Source organism: Gardnerella vaginalis (assembly GCF_040427915.1).
GTDB lineage: Bacteria > Actinomycetota > Actinomycetes > Actinomycetales > Bifidobacteriaceae > Bifidobacterium > Bifidobacterium vaginale_C.
Map to the genome: position 1 here is coordinate 54,135 of NZ_JBETXJ010000002.1, position 17,399 is coordinate 71,533.

15 protein-coding genes are annotated in these 17,399 nt (G+C 47.5%); 3 read left to right on the top strand and 12 right to left on the bottom strand.

Going from position 1 to position 17,399, the window contains the following annotated elements:
• Positions 1–69: 69 nt before the first annotated feature.
• The 11 genes from ABVC65_RS00305 to coaD form a co-directional block, all read right to left on the bottom strand.
• Positions 70–504, bottom strand: a complete 435-nt coding sequence (locus ABVC65_RS00305) for an alcohol dehydrogenase (RefSeq protein WP_353582307.1) — start codon at positions 502–504, stop codon at positions 70–72.
• A gap of 9 nt (positions 505–513) precedes the next feature.
• The gene (typA, locus tag ABVC65_RS00310) at positions 514–2,436 is read right to left on the bottom strand and encodes a translational GTPase TypA (RefSeq protein ID WP_353582308.1); all 1,923 of its coding nucleotides are present in this window, start codon (positions 2,434–2,436) and stop codon (positions 514–516) included.
• Between the two features lie 66 nt (positions 2,437–2,502).
• Positions 2,503–3,279: a Fe-S cluster assembly ATPase SufC gene (sufC, locus tag ABVC65_RS00315; RefSeq protein ID WP_004113429.1), complete on the bottom strand. Its 777-nt coding sequence runs from the start codon at positions 3,277–3,279 to the stop codon at positions 2,503–2,505.
• 11 nt (positions 3,280–3,290) lie between these two features.
• Positions 3,291–4,568, bottom strand: a complete 1,278-nt coding sequence (gene sufD / locus ABVC65_RS00320) for a Fe-S cluster assembly protein SufD (protein ID WP_353582309.1) — start codon at positions 4,566–4,568, stop codon at positions 3,291–3,293.
• On the bottom strand, positions 4,568–6,112 hold the full coding sequence (gene sufB / locus ABVC65_RS00325; protein WP_004125320.1) for a Fe-S cluster assembly protein SufB: 1,545 nt from the start codon (positions 6,110–6,112) through the stop codon (positions 4,568–4,570). Before sufB ends, sufD begins: the two co-directional genes overlap by 1 nt.
• Positions 6,113–6,255: 143 nt before the next feature.
• Positions 6,256–7,293: a tyrosine recombinase XerC gene (locus tag ABVC65_RS00330; protein ID WP_116692579.1), complete on the bottom strand. Its 1,038-nt coding sequence runs from the start codon at positions 7,291–7,293 to the stop codon at positions 6,256–6,258.
• Between the two features lie 42 nt (positions 7,294–7,335).
• Positions 7,336–8,256, bottom strand: a complete 921-nt coding sequence (gene rnc / locus ABVC65_RS00335; RefSeq protein WP_353582310.1) for a ribonuclease III — start codon at positions 8,254–8,256, stop codon at positions 7,336–7,338.
• 521 nt (positions 8,257–8,777) lie between these two features.
• Complete coding sequence (gene rpmF, locus ABVC65_RS00340; RefSeq protein ID WP_004113441.1) at positions 8,778–8,972, bottom strand: 50S ribosomal protein L32; 195 nt, start codon at positions 8,970–8,972, stop codon at positions 8,778–8,780.
• A gap of 611 nt (positions 8,973–9,583) precedes the next feature.
• Positions 9,584–10,225: a YceD family protein gene (locus ABVC65_RS00345; RefSeq protein WP_004121121.1), complete on the bottom strand. Its 642-nt coding sequence runs from the start codon at positions 10,223–10,225 to the stop codon at positions 9,584–9,586.
• Between the two features lie 2 nt (positions 10,226–10,227).
• On the bottom strand, positions 10,228–11,157 hold the full coding sequence (locus ABVC65_RS00350) for a hypothetical protein (RefSeq protein WP_353582311.1): 930 nt from the start codon (positions 11,155–11,157) through the stop codon (positions 10,228–10,230).
• 88 nt (positions 11,158–11,245) lie between these two features.
• Entirely contained in the window at positions 11,246–11,800 is a 555-nt protein-coding gene (gene coaD / locus ABVC65_RS00355; RefSeq protein ID WP_032838957.1) for a pantetheine-phosphate adenylyltransferase, read from the bottom strand.
• Positions 11,801–12,117: 317 nt separating this feature from the next.
• On the opposite strand from coaD, the gene ABVC65_RS00360 reads away from it, so the two are divergent.
• Positions 12,118–13,527, top strand: a complete 1,410-nt coding sequence (locus ABVC65_RS00360; protein WP_353582312.1) for a nicotinate phosphoribosyltransferase — start codon at positions 12,118–12,120, stop codon at positions 13,525–13,527.
• Here the strand turns inward: ABVC65_RS00360 and ABVC65_RS00365 are convergent.
• Entirely contained in the window at positions 13,524–13,871 is a 348-nt protein-coding gene (locus ABVC65_RS00365; RefSeq protein ID WP_004113460.1) for a DUF3039 domain-containing protein, read from the bottom strand. The two genes, ABVC65_RS00360 and ABVC65_RS00365, sit on opposite strands and share 4 nt — an antisense overlap.
• Positions 13,872–14,010: 139 nt before the next feature.
• Here ABVC65_RS00365 and cysS point away from each other — a divergent pair, with 139 nt between their 5' ends.
• Together cysS and ffh are read left to right on the top strand one after the other, a co-directional pair.
• Positions 14,011–15,591 carry a cysteine--tRNA ligase gene (gene cysS / locus ABVC65_RS00370; protein ID WP_353582313.1) on the top strand — a complete coding sequence of 527 codons (1,581 nt, stop codon included), beginning with the start codon at positions 14,011–14,013 and terminating at the stop codon, positions 15,589–15,591.
• Between the two features lie 72 nt (positions 15,592–15,663).
• On the top strand, positions 15,664–17,364 hold the full coding sequence (gene ffh, locus ABVC65_RS00375; protein ID WP_004117337.1) for a signal recognition particle protein: 1,701 nt from the start codon (positions 15,664–15,666) through the stop codon (positions 17,362–17,364).
• The last annotated feature ends 35 nt before the right edge of the window (positions 17,365–17,399 follow it).

Consider the following 17,399-nt stretch of genomic DNA (forward strand, 5'->3'; position numbering starts at 1 on the left):
AAAATTCACCTATAAACTAACTTACACTTATTTAGCACCGCTTATTTAGCACCGCTTATTTAGCACCGCTTATTTAGCACCAGAAATAATAAAAAATTTATTAGGCATAAAAAGCAAAACTACGTGAGCGATAATAATGCCATAAAGCCAAAAATATCCAGCATTTTGCGCTATCCACGGAAGATTATCCACGCCAAATCCAACGGCAACAAGCACGCCTCGAAACGCGCCAAAAATCCTAAACCATCCAAGCGCAATCATCCACACAACCGAACAGCACAGGATTGAGTGCAAAATCAAACCAAACATGCCACAAAGCATGCGAGCAAAACACGCGCTCAAAGTAACAAGCAAAAGCGCGATTACAAGACCGTACGGAAAGTTATACATAGCGCCCATTCGATGCGCAAAAGTGCCCAAAACCGCGCAAAATACCGCTAAAACGCATGAAGCCGCACACTTGCTAGCAAATAGCACGGAATGCGACTTCATGTTGAACATCATTTTAAGGAATCACGCAGCATTATTTTGACGACGCTGCTTAGCACGCCACTTATACCATTCATCACGGCTCAAAATAATCTTGCGCACGCGAATCGACTCGGGCGTAACTTCCACACACTCATCCTCGTTAGCAAAGTCAAGCGACTCTTCCAAGCTCATCTTAATTGGTGGAGTCAAAGTCTCAAGCACATCAGCGGTTGAAGAACGCATGTTAGTCATATGCTTAGCAAGCGTAATGTTAACATCCAACTCGTCTGGCTTATTGTTAATACCAACGATTTGACCTTCGTACACAGGGCTTTGCGGATCCACAAAGAACACGCCGCGCGCCTGCAAACGCTGCATAGCATAAGGCGTTGCAACACCCTTACGATCGCAAACCATGGAGCCATTCTGGCGAGTTACAATCTGACCAGCCCAAGGCGCGTAGCCTGCAGAAATAGAGCTTGCGATTCCCGTTCCGCGAGTTGCAGAAAGAAGAGCTGTGCGGAAACCAATAAGACCACGCGAAGGAACAGTAAATTGCAAGCGAATCCAACCAGATCCGTGATTGCTCATAGAATCCATGCGGCCCTTGCGATCCGCCATAAGCTGCGTAACAGTACCCATGTATTCTTCTGGAACATCAATCGTAGTGTTTTCCATAGGCTCGTTAATTTGGCCATCAATCGTCTTAGTAACAACTTGAGGGCGGCCAACTGTAAGCTCGTAGCCTTCGCGACGCATTTGCTCCGCCAAAACTGCCAACGCCAACTCGCCACGACCCTGAACTTCCCAAGCATCTGGGCGGTCTGTTGGAAGAACCTTAATAGACACGTTACCAATAAGCTCTCGATCAAGCCTATCTTTAATCATGCGCGCTGTAAGCTTGTGATCCTTGCCTTCTGTGCCAGCAAGCGGCGAATCGTTAATGCCGAAAGTCATGGAGATAGCTGGGTCGTCAACGTGAATCAATGGAAGAGGCTTTGGATCGTTCTGGTCCACAATCGTCTCGCCAATCATAATGTCGTTAACGCCTGCAACTGCAACAATATCTCCAGGGCCTGCAGATGCAACAGGAGTGCGCTCCAAGCCTTGTGTGCGCAAAAGCTCGGAAACGCGGAAGTTTTCAATAGAGCCGTCTACACGAGAAAGCCCGTAAGTTTTACCCTTTTCCAAAGTGCCATTGTAGATTCGCACTAAACCAAGACGACCCAAGAAGTCAGAGGAATCAATGTTTGCAACGTGCGCCTGAAGAGGTGCGCCTTCCTCGTACTCTGGTGCTGGAATGTTGGAAATAATAGAGTCAAAAAGCGGCTCCAAATTATCATTGTCTGGCAAACCGCCGTTTTCTGGCTGATTCAAGGATGCATAGCCAGTTTTTGCAGCGCAATAAATAACAGGCAAATCAAGAAGCGAATCAATATCAAGATCAATTCCTTCTTCAACAACGTCTTGTGCAAGACCGAGAAGCAAATCTGTAGCTTCGCTCACAACCTCGTCAATACGCGCGTCTGGACGATCCGTTTTGTTAACGCACAAAATCACTGGCAACTTTGCCTCAAGAGCCTTGCGTAGAACGAATCTAGTTTGCGGAAGTGGGCCTTCGGAAGCATCAACAAGCAGTACAACACCATCAACCATGGAGATGCCGCGCTCCACCTCGCCGCCAAAGTCGGCGTGACCTGGGGTATCGATTACGTTGATTGTAATTCCCTCTGGATGACCGTACTTTTCTGCGAGCGGACCCGTGTATTGCACAGCAGTGTTCTTGGCAAGAATGGTGATGCCTTTTTCGCGCTCAAGGTCGTTGGAGTCCATTACGCGGTCTGGCACTTCTTCTCGCTCAGAGAATACGTGCGACTGCTGAAGCATGGCATTTACGAGCGTTGTCTTACCATGGTCAACGTGCGCTACGATTGCCACATTTCTGATATCACCGCGAACAGTCATTACAAACCTCTTCCGTTTTATTTAGCCAAACTTAAACGAGTTTACTCGCGGCTTTAGACACGCCGCTTATGCAATCGCAGACTCGCTGGCACCTTCTGGCAAATACTTGTCGTATCCTTCTTCTTCCAACTCGTCTGCAAGCTCTGGTCCCGCCGTCTTTACAAAGTGACCTTGCGCAAAAACGTGCACAATATCTGGCTTAATATACTTTAAGATTCGTGTGTAATGCGTAACCATCATAATTCCCAAACCAGTGCTTTCTTTGGCACGATTTACGCCTTCCGAAACAATTCGCAAAGCATCCACATCTAGACCAGAATCCGTCTCGTCTAAAATCGCAAACTTTGGCTTTAAAATTTCTAGTTGCAAAACTTCCGCACGCTTTTTCTCGCCGCCAGAAAATCCCTCGTTTACAGAGCGAGACGCAAACTTTGGATCCATTCTTAAGCGCTTCATTGCCTCGTTAAGTTCTTTAACCCACGCGCGCAAAGTCGGAGCCTCGCCACTCACTTCTGTTTTTGCTGTACGCAAAAAGTTCGTCATCGACACGCCTGGTACTTCCACCGGGTATTGCATCGCAAGGAACAGACCAGCTTTTGCGCGCTCATCTGGAGTCATCTTCAAAATATCTTCGCCGTCGAGAAGCACTTGACCCGAATCAACTTCGTACTTTGGGTGACCTGCCAAAGTGTATGCGAGAGTAGACTTTCCAGAGCCATTAGGACCCATAATCGCGTGCGTTTCGCCAGAATTAACTGTAAGATTTACACCCTTTAAGATTTGCTTTCGTCCTTCTTTTGTTTCTACAGACGCGTACAAATCCTTAATTTCTAAAGTTGACATGTTTCTATCTCCTATTCTTCGGTTGCTGGCGATTCGTCCGTCTTAGCTAAACGACGCTCAATCGCAGCCATCAAATGATCTACGATTTGCGGCACGCCAATCTCCTCAATAAGCTCGTTAAAGAATCCGCGCACAACAAGCTTTCTAGCATCCGCTTCACTCACTCCGCGAGATTGCAAGTAAAACAGCTCCTCGTCGTCGAATCTGCCTACAGAACTTGCGTGACCTGCGCCAATAATATTGCCGTTTTCGATTTCCAAATTCGGCTCCGAATCAGCAATCGCGCCAGGAGTTAGCACCAAATTTCGGTTCAACTCGTACGAATCCGTGCCAGGAGCTTCTGGCTTAATCAGCGCGTTTCCAACCCACGTAGAATGCGCTCCTTTGCCGTAAAGCGCGCCCTTATACACTACTCGCGACTTGCATTCTGGGTGATTGTGCACAACCATCGTGCGATGCTCAACATGCTCGCCTGGGTCCACAAAATACATGCCAAGCATGTTCAAATCGCCCTTTTCGCCGCCAAAATCCTGATCCATGCGGATTCGCACAACGTCTCCGCCAAGAGTGACCATCGTGTGGCGCAAAGAAGCACCCTCACCCACGTGAATCCTATGATTTCCAACGTGCTTGCTGCCTGAATCCCACTCTTGAATGAACGTTGTAGAAACATGCGCATGCTTTCCAAGAATGATTTCCACGCCTTCTGCAAGCTTTGCAACTCCCGTGTGTTCTACGATAATATCCGCGTTTGTTCTGGGATCAGCTTCAATCACTAAGTGCAAAGCGTCTAATGATTTCGCAGCGTCTAGCGATTGCAAGTTATTCACATGAATTTGCAATATTACTGGCTTTGTAACTTCGCCACAAACATGCAAAACGTACGCCGACTTTGCAGAATTCCACGCAACAGCGGCCACGCGATCCGAAGTCTTCATTTCAGTGTGCGGAGCCTCACTTTTCGGCAAAATTTGCAGCGTTGCCTGCGAATCGCCATCAACGCCTTTTAGCGCTACTGTAACGTTATTAGACGGCTCAAAGCTCTCAAAAAACTCGGAAATTCGCTCAACTGGCGTATATCGCCAATCTTCCTGCTTTCTAGTTGGAATCGCAAAGTCTTGCACGTTAAAAGAGCGCACGGATTTATCTGCACTAGAAGGCATTGCAGCAGGAATTGCGTAAGGATCGTTAGGGTCTGCCACAGGAATATTAATTTCTTTTTCCGTCATTTTATTGCCTAAATTATCGCTCAAATTATCGCTCAAATTCTTTTTCAAATCTTCGCTCATCACCCCACGGATCCTTCCATTTGCAATTCCACAAGACGATTAAGCTCCAAAGCATACTCCATCGGAAGCTGGCGACTAATCGGCTCCACAAATCCGCGCACAATCATTCCCATAGCCTCTTTTTCTTCAAGCCCTCGACTCATCAAGTAGAAAAGCTGATCTTCGGAAACCTTGGAAACAGTTGCCTCGTGAGCCATAGAAACGTTATCTTCGCGCACGTCAACATGCGGATAAGTGTCAGATCTCGAAAAATCGTCAACAAGCAAAGCATCGCACACAACCGAAGAGCTGGAGCCGCTAGCACCCTTAACAATCTTCACAAGACCTCGGTAAGCTGAGCGTCCACCGCCGCGCGAAATCGACTTAGCAACAATCGTGGAACTCGTGTGCGGAGCCAAATGAATCATCTTTGCACCCGTATCCTGATACTGACCGCGGCCAGCAAAGCTCAAAGACATAGTCTCCGCTTTTGCATACGGCTCGGCGAGAATACAAGCAGGATACTTCATAGTAGCCTTGGAGCCAATGTTTCCATCAACCCACTCCATTGTGCCGCCTTCGCGCACGTAAGCTCGCTGAGTTACCAAGTTATACACGTTATTTGACCAGTTTTGTACAGTTGTATACCGCACTCGCGCATGCTTTTCCACAACGATTTCAACGTTTGCAGCGTGAAGAGAATCCGTGGAATAAATCGGAGCCGTGCAACCTTCAACGTAATGCACGTATGATCCTTCGTCTGCAATAATCAAAGTTCGCTCAAACTGACCCATGTTTGGCGTATTAATGCGGAAGTAAGCCTGAAGCGGAATATCCACATGCACGCCTTTTGGCACGTATACGAACGAGCCGCCACTCCAAGCCGCTGTGTTAAGAGCCGCAAACTTGTTGTCGTCAACTGGAATCACAGTTGCAAAATACTTTTTTACAAGCTCCGGATACTTTTGAACTGCTGTATCCGTATCCACAAAAATCACGCCTTGAGCTGCTAAGTCCTCGCGAATCGAATTGTAAATAACTTCCGACTCGTACTGTGCTGCAACACCTGAAACTAAGCGCTTTTTCTCCGCTTCTGGAATGCCAAGCCTATCGTAAGTTTTGCGAATATCTTCTGGCAAATCATCCCAAGTTTTCGCTTGATCGTGAACTGGGCGCACGTAGTACTTAAAATCGTCTGCGTCAAAACCGCTTAAATCCACACCCCAATCAGGCATCGGCTTTTGCAGAAACGCGCGATAGCCTTGCAAACGAAGGTTTAGCATCCACTCTGGCTCGTGTTTGTCGGCAGAAATTGCACGAACAACCGACTCATCAATACCCTTTTTAGCAGCTTCGCCTGCAGCATCAGAATCATGCCAGCCATAATTGTACTCACCAAATTCGGCAACGATTTGCTCGTCTTGGCGAATTTTCTCTTCATTTACGCGAGCGCGATCTGCCACATACTGGCTCATTTCAACGTCTGCGGCGCTGGATTCGTTTTGATTCGCTACATTCTCATTCAATGATGCGCTTGATTCAGGCTTATTTGAATCATCAACCACTGTTTTACCCTCCTATCAAGCTTATAAGTCGATTATACATTTAGCCACGCAACGCACGCTCCGAGATTTTTGACTTTGCGTCATTTTGCCACCAAACGTGACTCAAATCACATCTTTGCATTCTCTGCATAAACATTGTCTTACTACGCACGCGGGAAGGCTTGCGAGTAACGCTGTTTAAGAGCCTGAATAGAAACATGCGTGTAGCGCTGCGTTGTGTTAAGCGATGAATGCCCCAAAAGCTCCTGAACCTCGCGAAGGTCCGCTCCCCCGTTGAGCATATGCGTTGCAGCACTGTGGCGAAGTGCGTGCGGCGCCACATCGGGCACGTTTGCAGCCGCAGCGGCAGCGTGCACAATATCCCTAACAACGCGCTGATCTATACGTTTTGCGCGCACGCCCAAAAACAACGCTTGCGAGCTTGCGGCAGATTTTTCTTGCAGCGCATTTCGCCCACAGTCAAGCCACTTTTTACACGCTTTTGCAGCAGGAACACCGAATGGTACTACACGCTGCTTGTTTCCCTTACCTGTAACTTTTACAGTGTGATTTTCAAAATCCATATCTTGCACATTAAGACCCGTAAGCTCCCCCACTCGCATGCCCGTGGCATATAAAAGCTCTAAAATCGCAGCGTTTCTGAGTGCGATTGCATACTCTTGTTTCGTTTTTATTTGCGATTTTAGTGGCGTATTTTCTTGATGCTCGGTTGCTGGCGACTTATCCACAGCATAATCTTCAGAACGATCCTCAGCGCAATCCAACAATTTTTCCGCCTGCGCCTCGTCTAAAACCGTAGGAAGCTCATTAGCAATCTTAGGTGTATTAAGAATTTGCGCAGGATTCGCACTAATTAAACCAACGTGTGTAGTCCATGCAAAAAAACCGCGCACGGCTACCACTTTGCGAGCCAAACTAGAGCGCGCGTGATTCTTATTAAGCCAATACATCCATTGGCGCAGAACGCTTGTAGACACAGAATTCAAATCAGAAAAATCGTTTACACCACACCATTCAAGGCATTGCAAAACATCTACCCTATATGCGCGAAGAGTGCGACTTCCAAGGCCTTTATTTGAACGCAAATAATCAATATACCGATCGGATAAGTCGCCAGCAACCGTTGATGATACTAAACCATTGTCAAATAATAAATCATTATTATTACGACTGCTAGCCATAGAACCGCCTCGAATCGCCTATATTACAGCAATCAGAAAAATCTAATTACCGCTTTCTCCGCTAGACTTACGCCTTCTATCCAACATATGCCACGCTTTATCCGCTGCAGCAAGCTGAGCCTTGCGTTTACTGGAGCCGTCCGCCTCGCCGAGCAGCTCATCGCCGTTTTCGTGCACCAAAACCGCGCGCGCATGGAACACGGGCGCATAATCTGGTCCAGAAACAGACATTCGATACTGAGGCTCATCAAGCCCCATCTCGTGCGCCAAAACAGTAAGCGAAGTCTTCCAATCCAGAGCAGGACCTTCTGTAAGAACCTCCGCCAAAGTGTCGTCAATCAAACGATGCACTACAGCGCGCGCCTCGTCAATACCATGCTCAACAAAAGTCGCGCCAATAAGCGCCTCAACAATATCGCACAAAATCGAGTCTTTTTGAGCGCCGCCATGCTCCATCTCGCCATGACCCAAAAGAATATACGGCCCAACGTGCAACTTATCTCGCGCAACAGCGCTCAAAGCCCACTCCGAAACAGCCTTAGCGCGAAGCTTAGCCAACTGACCTTCCGTCATATCTGGGTGCGCAGAAAAAAGCGTTTCTGTAGAGACAAGCTCCAAAACAGCGTCTCCCAAAAACTCTAGACGCTCGTAGTTTTTAGTGCCTGGATGCTCGTGCGAAAACGAGCGATGAGTGAGCGCCTCCACAAGTAAATCTGGCGAAATCGTAGTACCGAGCGCGCGTAAAAGCTCCTGAGTAGGGTCTCCATCATGCGTATGTCCGTCTTTAGAACGCGTAACACCTATGCTGCTAGTTCTAGCATTTTCTGGATGATTTGGGTTCTGATAAGAGCGATTTTGAACGTCATTTTTATCATTACTTTTTACATCACTTTTTACATCATTATTGCCATAATGCTGATCTTTTGTATTGTTCCCACTCATATTTTCAACATTATAGCGCATGCGTTGAAGTCGTTGATTTACAACTATTAGCCACGAAATACTACAAGTTTATGCAGATTACGCTAAGAGTGGTGGAGATTCGAGATTTTTCGCAGCGAATGAAGCGTATCGCTCGCGCGGATTAGCCGCGCTCACGCCTTCGCTTGCGTTGAAAGCACCCCACAAGGTTGGCTCTGTGACTAAGGCTCAGGCTCACGCCTTCGCTTGCGTTGAAAGCACACTGTGCTTTCAACCTTAAGCAAGCTCAGCGCTCCGAATTACTTTTTCGCGCTACGCTCTAAGCGAAAAGGCAGGTCGTCGCGCCTGCATTTGTTTACCAAAACAGCAAAAAAGGGAACAAACGTGGGAAAGTGTTCTTGCGTTTGTTTACCAAATCGACCAAAACGTAAACAAACGCGGGGAGATGTTCTTGCGTTTGTTTACCAAATCGCACTAAAAGGGAACAAACACGGGAAAAACACAACGCAAAAACAAAAAACCCTGCCACCCGTCGATGGCAGGGTTCTTTTTTAAAATACAACCTACTTGGTGTGCGCAGAGCGAATTGCTTCGCGATACACGCGACCGCGGAAGTTACCGCAGGTTGGGCAAGCCATGTGAGACAACGCTGGCGAACCGCAGTTCGGGCAGGTAATAGTCTGCACGGCAGAAGCCTTCCAATTGGCGCGACGCGAATGAGTATTAGCGCGCGAGGTCTTGTACTTTGGCAGTGCCATAATCTTTCCTCTATTTCGTTCAACCGATTGAGCTTAAGCGTTCTGTATATTACAGCAAGCGCCATACATTATTCAGAAACACACTACATGGCAGGTCGTCGTTCGCGCGTTACAGCGCTCTATTCCTCGCGGCTATTAGTAGCCGCTCGGCTGATTTGGCATGTAAAGTCCACTGGACTTTACATTTGAGCCAAATCACGCTTTGAAGGAGCTTGAAATGCGTTATGCAATTTCAAGCTCAGTCAAAGCGCAAGTAAGGTAGAGATTCGAGATTTTTCGCAGCTAGCGAGGCGAGCCTCAGCGCCGAAGGTGGTGACTCGCCGAGAGAGCAAGAAAAATCGAGAGTCTCGGTGATTAAGCAATACGCAATTGTTCAGACTTGTAAGAGGGCTGGGTGATTCTTGGTCGAACAGTATAAGAGCGGCAGCCGATACCAAATAATCCAATGACACACGCCTACAAACAAATTTAAACCAAAAACAAAATCAAAGCCAAATCGGAACAACCGCAACAACAGAAAACACGTAAGAGGCGGAGCGTTGTGAGACAAGAAACACCCAGCCCTCAGCAACATTAAGCAGGAATCGCGCAACACCAAGCAAGGATTTTATTCAGGCAGATTGTTGTGCTTCAAGCTTTGCCTTAAGACCTTCAAGCGCTGCAAAACGAATATCCGTAATATCGTGATGATGCTCTGGATGTTCGTTCAAGTTTTCTCCGCACTGCGAGCAAAGACCCTTGCAATCTGGCTCACACAAAGGCTTAAGCGGCAGCTCACTAACCATTGTGTCTCGAATCAATGCCTCGATATCGGCAAAGTCGCCTCCGCCAACCAGCGGATACACGTTTCCAGAATCGTCGCCCTCGTCCCAAATATCAGCGTCTTCTAAATCATCATTATCGCCATTAGCTCTATTAGATTTAGAATTATTGAAACGCGCACCGCCCTTGCTTTCCACCTGCGCAAAGAACGCGCACACATCAACACTCCAATCCCTATGCAACGACATCAGGCATCTAGAGCATTCTGCGTGTACGCGCGCTGTAATCGTGCCCTGAAACATAAGCCCGTCCACTACGGAATCAAAGTTGCCGTCTACTGTAACATCGCTCCCTGGCTTCACGCCAATAACGCTGTCTCCTATACCTTCTGGCGCTGGAAACACACGATGTAACTGCATGCTACTTCCTGCTCGTGCCGCCATTTGCGCAACTGGTACCGCCCATAAAGACTGGGAGGGATGCGATGCCATTCTTAGTTCCTTTCTTCGCTTTCGTTTACAACTTCTCCATTAACTTGTCTGTTAATCTCGTCTTGCACATGCGCCGCCGCACGCCTGCGTTCTTCTAGAACTCGCTGACCCGCCTGAACATCCTGCTCTAGCTTGTCTAACTGCTGTTTTAAGCCTTCCATAACCGTAGCACTGTACTGATCCGCACCACGCGTGAGTTTATCAGCCTTTGCCTGCGCCTCGTTTACGATTCCTCGCGCCTGATTTCTTGCAATGGCAACCACGTTTTCTTGACCAGCCAAGAATTTAGCCCTCTCTTGTGCTTCTTCAACCATCTGAGCAGCCTGGCTTTGTGCAGAACTTACGATTGAATTTGCTTGAGCCTGAGCTGTGCGCAAGCGTCTTTCTGCCTCTCGCATTAATGCACTCGCGCGCTCAAGTTGCACTGGTAGCATGTCTTTTAACCTAGATAAGTAGTCGCCGAATTCTTCGCGATCAATCTTCGCCATTCCAGCAGAAAACAGCACGCCCTTTGCTTCATTTAACGTGGTTTCCATTGTGTCGATTATGTCGTAAACCGTTGTGAATTCTTCACGCGACTTTGTTCGCACTTCTTCGCTTACTGTTTGCGGATTCGCGGTTTTAAACACGTTTTCTTCTTCATCTTCAAACTCTATTGCACCACCGTCTTCGCGTTCACGCAAATCTGGCATTGGGAACAAGTTTTGCGCATTATCGCCAGCAACCGCAGAATCAGCAGAAGAATCGCCAGCAACCGTAGAATCGCCAGCATTATCATCGTTAGTCTTATTTGCCGCAGGTACTGCGTCGTAAGCTTCAAAAGCAGCACTGGGCGAATCATCGTTGTTTGCAATCACTGGATTTAATGGCAACTTTTGGCTGCGATTTGCCGATACTTGGCTTTCCATTGTGTCGTCTTCGTTTTCGCTCATTTTGTCTCCTTCGCTAAGTAGCTGCTCTCTGTTTCTCCTAATAATTTTATTTTATTATTTTAATTTTATGACTTTATTGTACGTATTTTTATGATATTGCACTTGTTTTAGAAAAAACGTTCTGTAAAAGTGGAACCACATTATCTGGTACCATTCCAGAAACGTCTCCGCCGTGACGAGCAACATCTTTTACAACGGAGCTAGAAACATGTTCCAAAATAGGGTCTGCAGGAAGGAACATGGTTTCTATCCCAGCAAGCTTGCGATTAACCAGCGCCATTCCAAGCTCCGCCTCATAGTCGCCATTTTGACGCAATCCTTTAACTATTACGGTTGCGCCGACTTTTTTGCAATAATCTGTGATAAGACCATCTGTGGAGGCAACAACTATTTTGCACGCTGGCGACTGTGATGCTCCGCATAAAGGTGGAGCAAATTTCCCGACTGGAAAATCATCTTTTAGGTTTTTAACAGCATTGCGAATAATATCCACACGCTCCGATTCGGAAAACATTGGCGTTTTTGCCGCGTTAACAGCCACCAAAACATGCACTTCTTTAAAGAGATGCGTACAACGTTGTATCACGTCTAAGTGTCCGGCTGTAACGGGGTCATACGAGCCTGGGCAAACAGCTATAGTCATATTTTCAGGTTACCACGAGTCTGACACGAGTCAGGCATGAGATAGATATGAGCTAGGCATGAGCTAGACATGAGCCTATTTTTCCTGCTTTTGTTTCTTTTTCCCCGCGTTTGTTCCCATATTTGACGTTTTGATAAACAAACACGGGCAAAATACGCAGCTCGAGGTCGTCGATTCGCTGCGAAAAATCGAGAATCCCCACGCACTAATCGTAGATAGGCATAGGACTATGATTGGCTGCAGGTAAAAGTCGCGTATAAAAGTCGTAAAGAACGCGCTTTAAGTTTGATTATTAAAATCGCAAGAAAGGATTGAAAATGCTTGATTCTTTTGATTTCTCAAAGTCTGAAGCAAAGTCCGAAGTAAAGTCTTACACAAACTCTTCCGTACTCATGACAGACATGTACGAGTACACAATGCTCGACGCAGCACTAAAAGACGGCACAGCAGACCGCAAATGCGTTTTTGAGATTTTTACGCGACACCTTCCTCAAGGCCGACGTTACGGAGTGGTAGCAGGCACAGGCAGAATCCTAGAGGAGCTAGCGCGATTCCACTTTAGCGACGATGACTTGCGATTTTTGCAAGACCGCAAAATCGTTAGTAAAGACACCATTAAATGGCTAGAAAACTACCATTTTAGCGGCAAAATACGCGGTTACAGAGAAGGTGAAATGTTCTTCCCAGATTCGCCGATTTTGCAAGTTGAAGGCACTTTTGGCGAGTGCACGTTGCTAGAAACGTTGCTACTTTCCGTGCTTAACTACGATTGCGCAGTGGCGAGCGCCGCCGCACGCATGGTTTCCGCGTCTGCTGGAAGGCCGTGCATGGATATGGGTGGCAGGCGTACAAACGAGTGGTCGGCTGTGGCTGCTTCTCGCGCGGCGGTAATCGGCGGTTTTAAAGGCACGGCAAACCTGCTTGCGGCAAAGCTTTACGGGCTTAAGGCGATTGGAACGGCCGCGCATTGCTTTACGCTTGTGCACGATTCGGAGCGCAATGCCTTTGAGTCACAAATTGCAGCACTCGGAAAAGGCACAACATTGCTTGTAGACACGTACAACGTAGAAGAAGCTGTTAAAACCGCCGTGCAAGTTGCTGGTGCGGATCTTGGTGGTGTGCGCATTGATTCGGGCGATTTGTGCGTTATGGCTCGTCGCGTTCGCGCACAGCTCGACGCATTGGGTGCTAAAAATACTAAAATCACGGTTACGAACGATTTGGACGAGTATGCGCTTGCGTCTTTGCAAAATGCACCAGTTGATTCCTACGGCATTGGAACAATGCTTGTTACGGGTTCGGGCGCGCCTACTTGCGCAATGGTTTATAAACTCACAGAACGTGAAGGCGCGGATGGAGTTATGCAACCTGTTGCTAAGAAGTCTAAGAATAAGGCAACTGTTCCAGGGCGTAAGCTTGCGTACCGTTCCTACGATTTTAGCGTCGATGTGAATGGTGGCGTGGCTAGCAATGGCGTAGCCGATTGTGAGCATGTAATTTCTGGCTCGGAGAGTGCGCTCGCTGATTTTAAGCCGCAAGATTCTTGGGAAGATTTGCTAGTTGACTACGTGCAAAATGGAGAATTTAATACAGAGTTTATGGGTCATGACGCGATCATGCGCGCACAGGACTATTGTGCTAAAGCACTTAGCAGACTTCCGATTTCTGCTCAAAGTCTTATGCGTGGCGACCCTGCGATTCCTACAGAAATCAACGTTTTAGGCTAAAAGCCCAGATTGTTCATCTCTTCGTAGATTTTTTTGCACTCTGGGCAAACAGGGTAGTCATTAGCTTCGCGCTTTGGAATCCATACTTTCCCGCACAGTGCTACAACTGGGCGGCCAGTTAGTCGCGATTCGATTACGCGATCCTTGGAAACGTAGTGTGCAAAGCGGTCTGCATCACCACCATCGTCCATTCGCGCTGATTCATCTACCTCTGGCTTTTCAAGTACGCTCGTGCTTGTGCTAGACCCAGAATCTGGGAGGCTTTGTGAATCGTCTTCCATAACAGCGTTCAAATTAGCAGCGTTTGGATCTTCGCTATACTTTGAATCATTTGAAAACGTCATTGCATCCCTTTCGTACAAATCGCGCTTTGTTGATTGCGACTCATGTTTATACAAGCATAAGTCATAATCGCAACAAATACTCGAATCGACAACCTCGAGCTTAACGCGTGAGTTATTAGCTAAACATATAATTGAGATTATGCTTGAAAATACGAACAGAACTCTTACAGCAGCAGCGGCACGATTGCGCCTATATAACACGGCAACGCACAACACTAGCGAGTTTACAACCGTTACTCCTGGCCACGTTGGCATGTACGTGTGCGGCGCAACCGTGCAAAGCTCGCCTCATATAGGTCATATTCGCGCCGCAATCGCCTTCGACGTTGTTCGCCGATGGCTTTTGCGCCTTGGCTACAACGTTACTTTTGTTAGAAATGTTACAGATATTGACGATAAAATCATCAAAAAAGCTAGCGAAAATGGCCAAACATGGTGGCAGCGCGCCTACATTTACGAGCGCGAGTTCACTAAAGCTTACGACACTCTTGGCGTTATGCCGCCAACAGTGGAACCGCGCGCAACTGGTCACATAAACGATATGGTGGAGCTTATACAACGCCTTATTGATCGCGGTCATGCATACGCAATAACAGACGCAAATGGAAATCCTACTGGAAACGTGTATTTTAGTGTGCCAAGTTGGCAAGATTACGGCGCGCTAACGCATCAAAATGGTAATTCAGACGGCAGTAATAGCGACGACAAAGCCGACAAATACAATCCAGTTGACCCTGCTGACGCAAGCCCAGATAAGCACGATGCTCGCGATTTTGCACTTTGGAAAGCACCTTGCGATTTTGACCAAAAAGACGCGCGCTGGAACACGCCGTTTGGAGCAGGACGCCCAGGTTGGCACATTGAATGCTCGGCAATGAGCCACCGCTATCTTGGCGATGCTTTCGACATTCACGGCGGCGGACTTGACTTGCGCTTCCCACACCACGAAAACGAGATGGCGCAAACACTTGCTGCTGGATGGAAAAGCGCAAACGTGTGGATGCACTCCGCGTGGGTTACATCTAAAGGCGAAAAAATGAGCAAATCACTTGGAAACGGTCTTTCTGTTCCATCTGTTTTGGCTCAAAAATCCGCGTGGGTTGTGCGATACGCGCTAGGCGGCGTGCAATATCGCGCAATGCTTGAGTGGTCAGATCAGTCTCTGAACGAGGCACAATCTGCTTATGATCGCATATCTAACTTCCTCGAGCGCGCAAATCGCGTAATCGAAAATCAGCCAGATTATGCGGAAGTTCAAAGCATTGATGCAGATAATCTTCCAGAAGATTTTACTAAAGCTATGAACGACGATATTAACGTTTCGGGCGCACTGGCTGCGATTTTTACTGCGATTCGCTCTGGTAACGCGCTTTTGGATGACTATGCGCAAAATCAAAACGAAAATCAAAGCAACGGCATTAAAAGCCTTATTAGGACTTGTGTTTTGCAAGTTCGCGCAATGCTAGACACTCTTGGACTAGACCCTTACTCTCCACAATGGCGCAATCTTTCGCAAAAATCGCAAGATTTAGGTGCGAATAATGGCGCAAGCGCGGAGCATAAGGTTCTTGAATCTTTGATTGCAAATCAGCTTGAACAAAGGGCGATTGCACGCGCAGCTAAGGATTTTGCACGCGCAGACGCGATTCGTGACTCTTTAACCGCTGCTGGCGTTGTAATCGAAGATTGCGCACAAGGGTCATCGTGGCATTTGTCTTAAGCAAAAGCAATGTAAACATAATAAAAAGCAATACAACAAAACATTCCAAACAACCTGTAGAATAGAGCAATTATGGCAGCATTTAGTTCGTTAACAGAAAGACTTTCTGGCGCATTCAAACACTTGCGCAGAAAAGGGAAATTATCCGACGCAGACATCGACGGCACGATTCGTGAAATTCGCCGTGCGCTTTTAGACGCAGACGTAGCTCTAGATGTTGTGCGATCATTTACCGCTAAAATTCGCGAGCGCGCACTAGGCGAGGAAGTTTCTAGCGCGCTGAATCCTGCTCAGCAAGTTGTGCGAATTGTAAACGACGAGCTTACAAACGTTTTGGGTTCAGGCGTTGATAGACCGCTGAACTTTGCAAAATATCCACCAACTGTAATCATGCTTGCTGGTTTGCAAGGCGCTGGTAAAACAACACTCGCTGGAAAGTTGGGCTACTGGCTTAAGGATTCGGGTCATACGCCTTTGCTTGTTGCGGCGGATTTGCAACGTCCTAACGCTGTTACGCAGCTTGAAGTTGTTGCAGAGCGTGCAGGTGTGGCGATTTTTGCGCCAGAGAGAGGCGTGCAAAGTGACGGCGGTAGCGAAGTTGTTTCGGCTGGTTTAGCCACTGGAGACCCTGTTAAAGTTGCGCGAGATTCCATTGACTACGCGCGCGCAAAAATGTACGACACGGTTATTATCGATACCGCTGGTCGCCTTGGCGTGGACGATGCTCTTATGCAGCAGGCGCGCGAAATTCGCGATGCTGTTAATCCGCAAGAAATTCTGTTTGTTATAGACGCCATGATTGGTCAGGACGCTGTTCGCACCGCTCAAGCGTTTAACGAGGGCGTTGACTTTACGGGCGTTGTTCTTTCTAAGTTAGATGGCGATGCACGAGGCGGCGCTGCATTATCTGTTGCAAGCGTTACAGGAAAGCCGATTTTGTTCGCTTCTACTGGCGAAGGTTTGAAGGATTTTGAGATTTTCCATCCAGATAGAATGGCTTCAAGAATCCTCGACATGGGCGATATTCTAACGCTTATTGAGAATGCGCAAAAGCAGTTCGACGAGGAAGAGTCTCGAAAAGCTGCCGCTAAAATATCTGAAGGAACTTTTGGACTAGACGACTTTTTGGATCAGCTTCAGCAGGTTAAAAAGCTTGGTTCTATGAAGAAGATTCTTGGTATGATGCCTGGAATGGCAGCGCACAGGCAGGAACTTGAACAGTTTGACGACCGCGAGATAGACCGCACAGAGGCGATTATTCGTTCGATGACGCCTAAAGAGCGCAAAGACACCAAGATTATTGATGGTTCTAGGCGCGCGCGCATCGCAGCTGGCGCAGGCGTTCCAGTTTCTGCAGTGAATGCGCTTTTGCAACGCTTTGAGCAAGCAGCTAAAATGATGAAGCGCATGAGCAATGGCGGCGGCGCAGGAATGCCAGGAATGGGCGGAATGCCTGGGTTTGGCGGTCCTGGCGGAAAGTCGAAGCGTAAAGACAAGAAGAGCAAGAAAAAGGGTGGAAAGTCTGGTAATCCTATGCGTCGCGAGGCCGAGGAGCGCGCGCTTAGAGAACGCTTGTCTGGAAATTCTTCTGCGAATAGTGCAAATGATGACGCGAATGGCGAGTCTGCTTTTATGAAGAAGAAGCAGGATTTGCCTAATAATTTGCCAGAAAATCTTCAAAATCTTATGAGTGGCGAAGGCGACTTTGCTGACGAAATGCCTGATTTACCGCCTAATTTGGGCGGCGGACTCGCAGGTCTTTTCGGCAGATAATGCAGATAATGTGAAGAACGCAGATAACCATATAA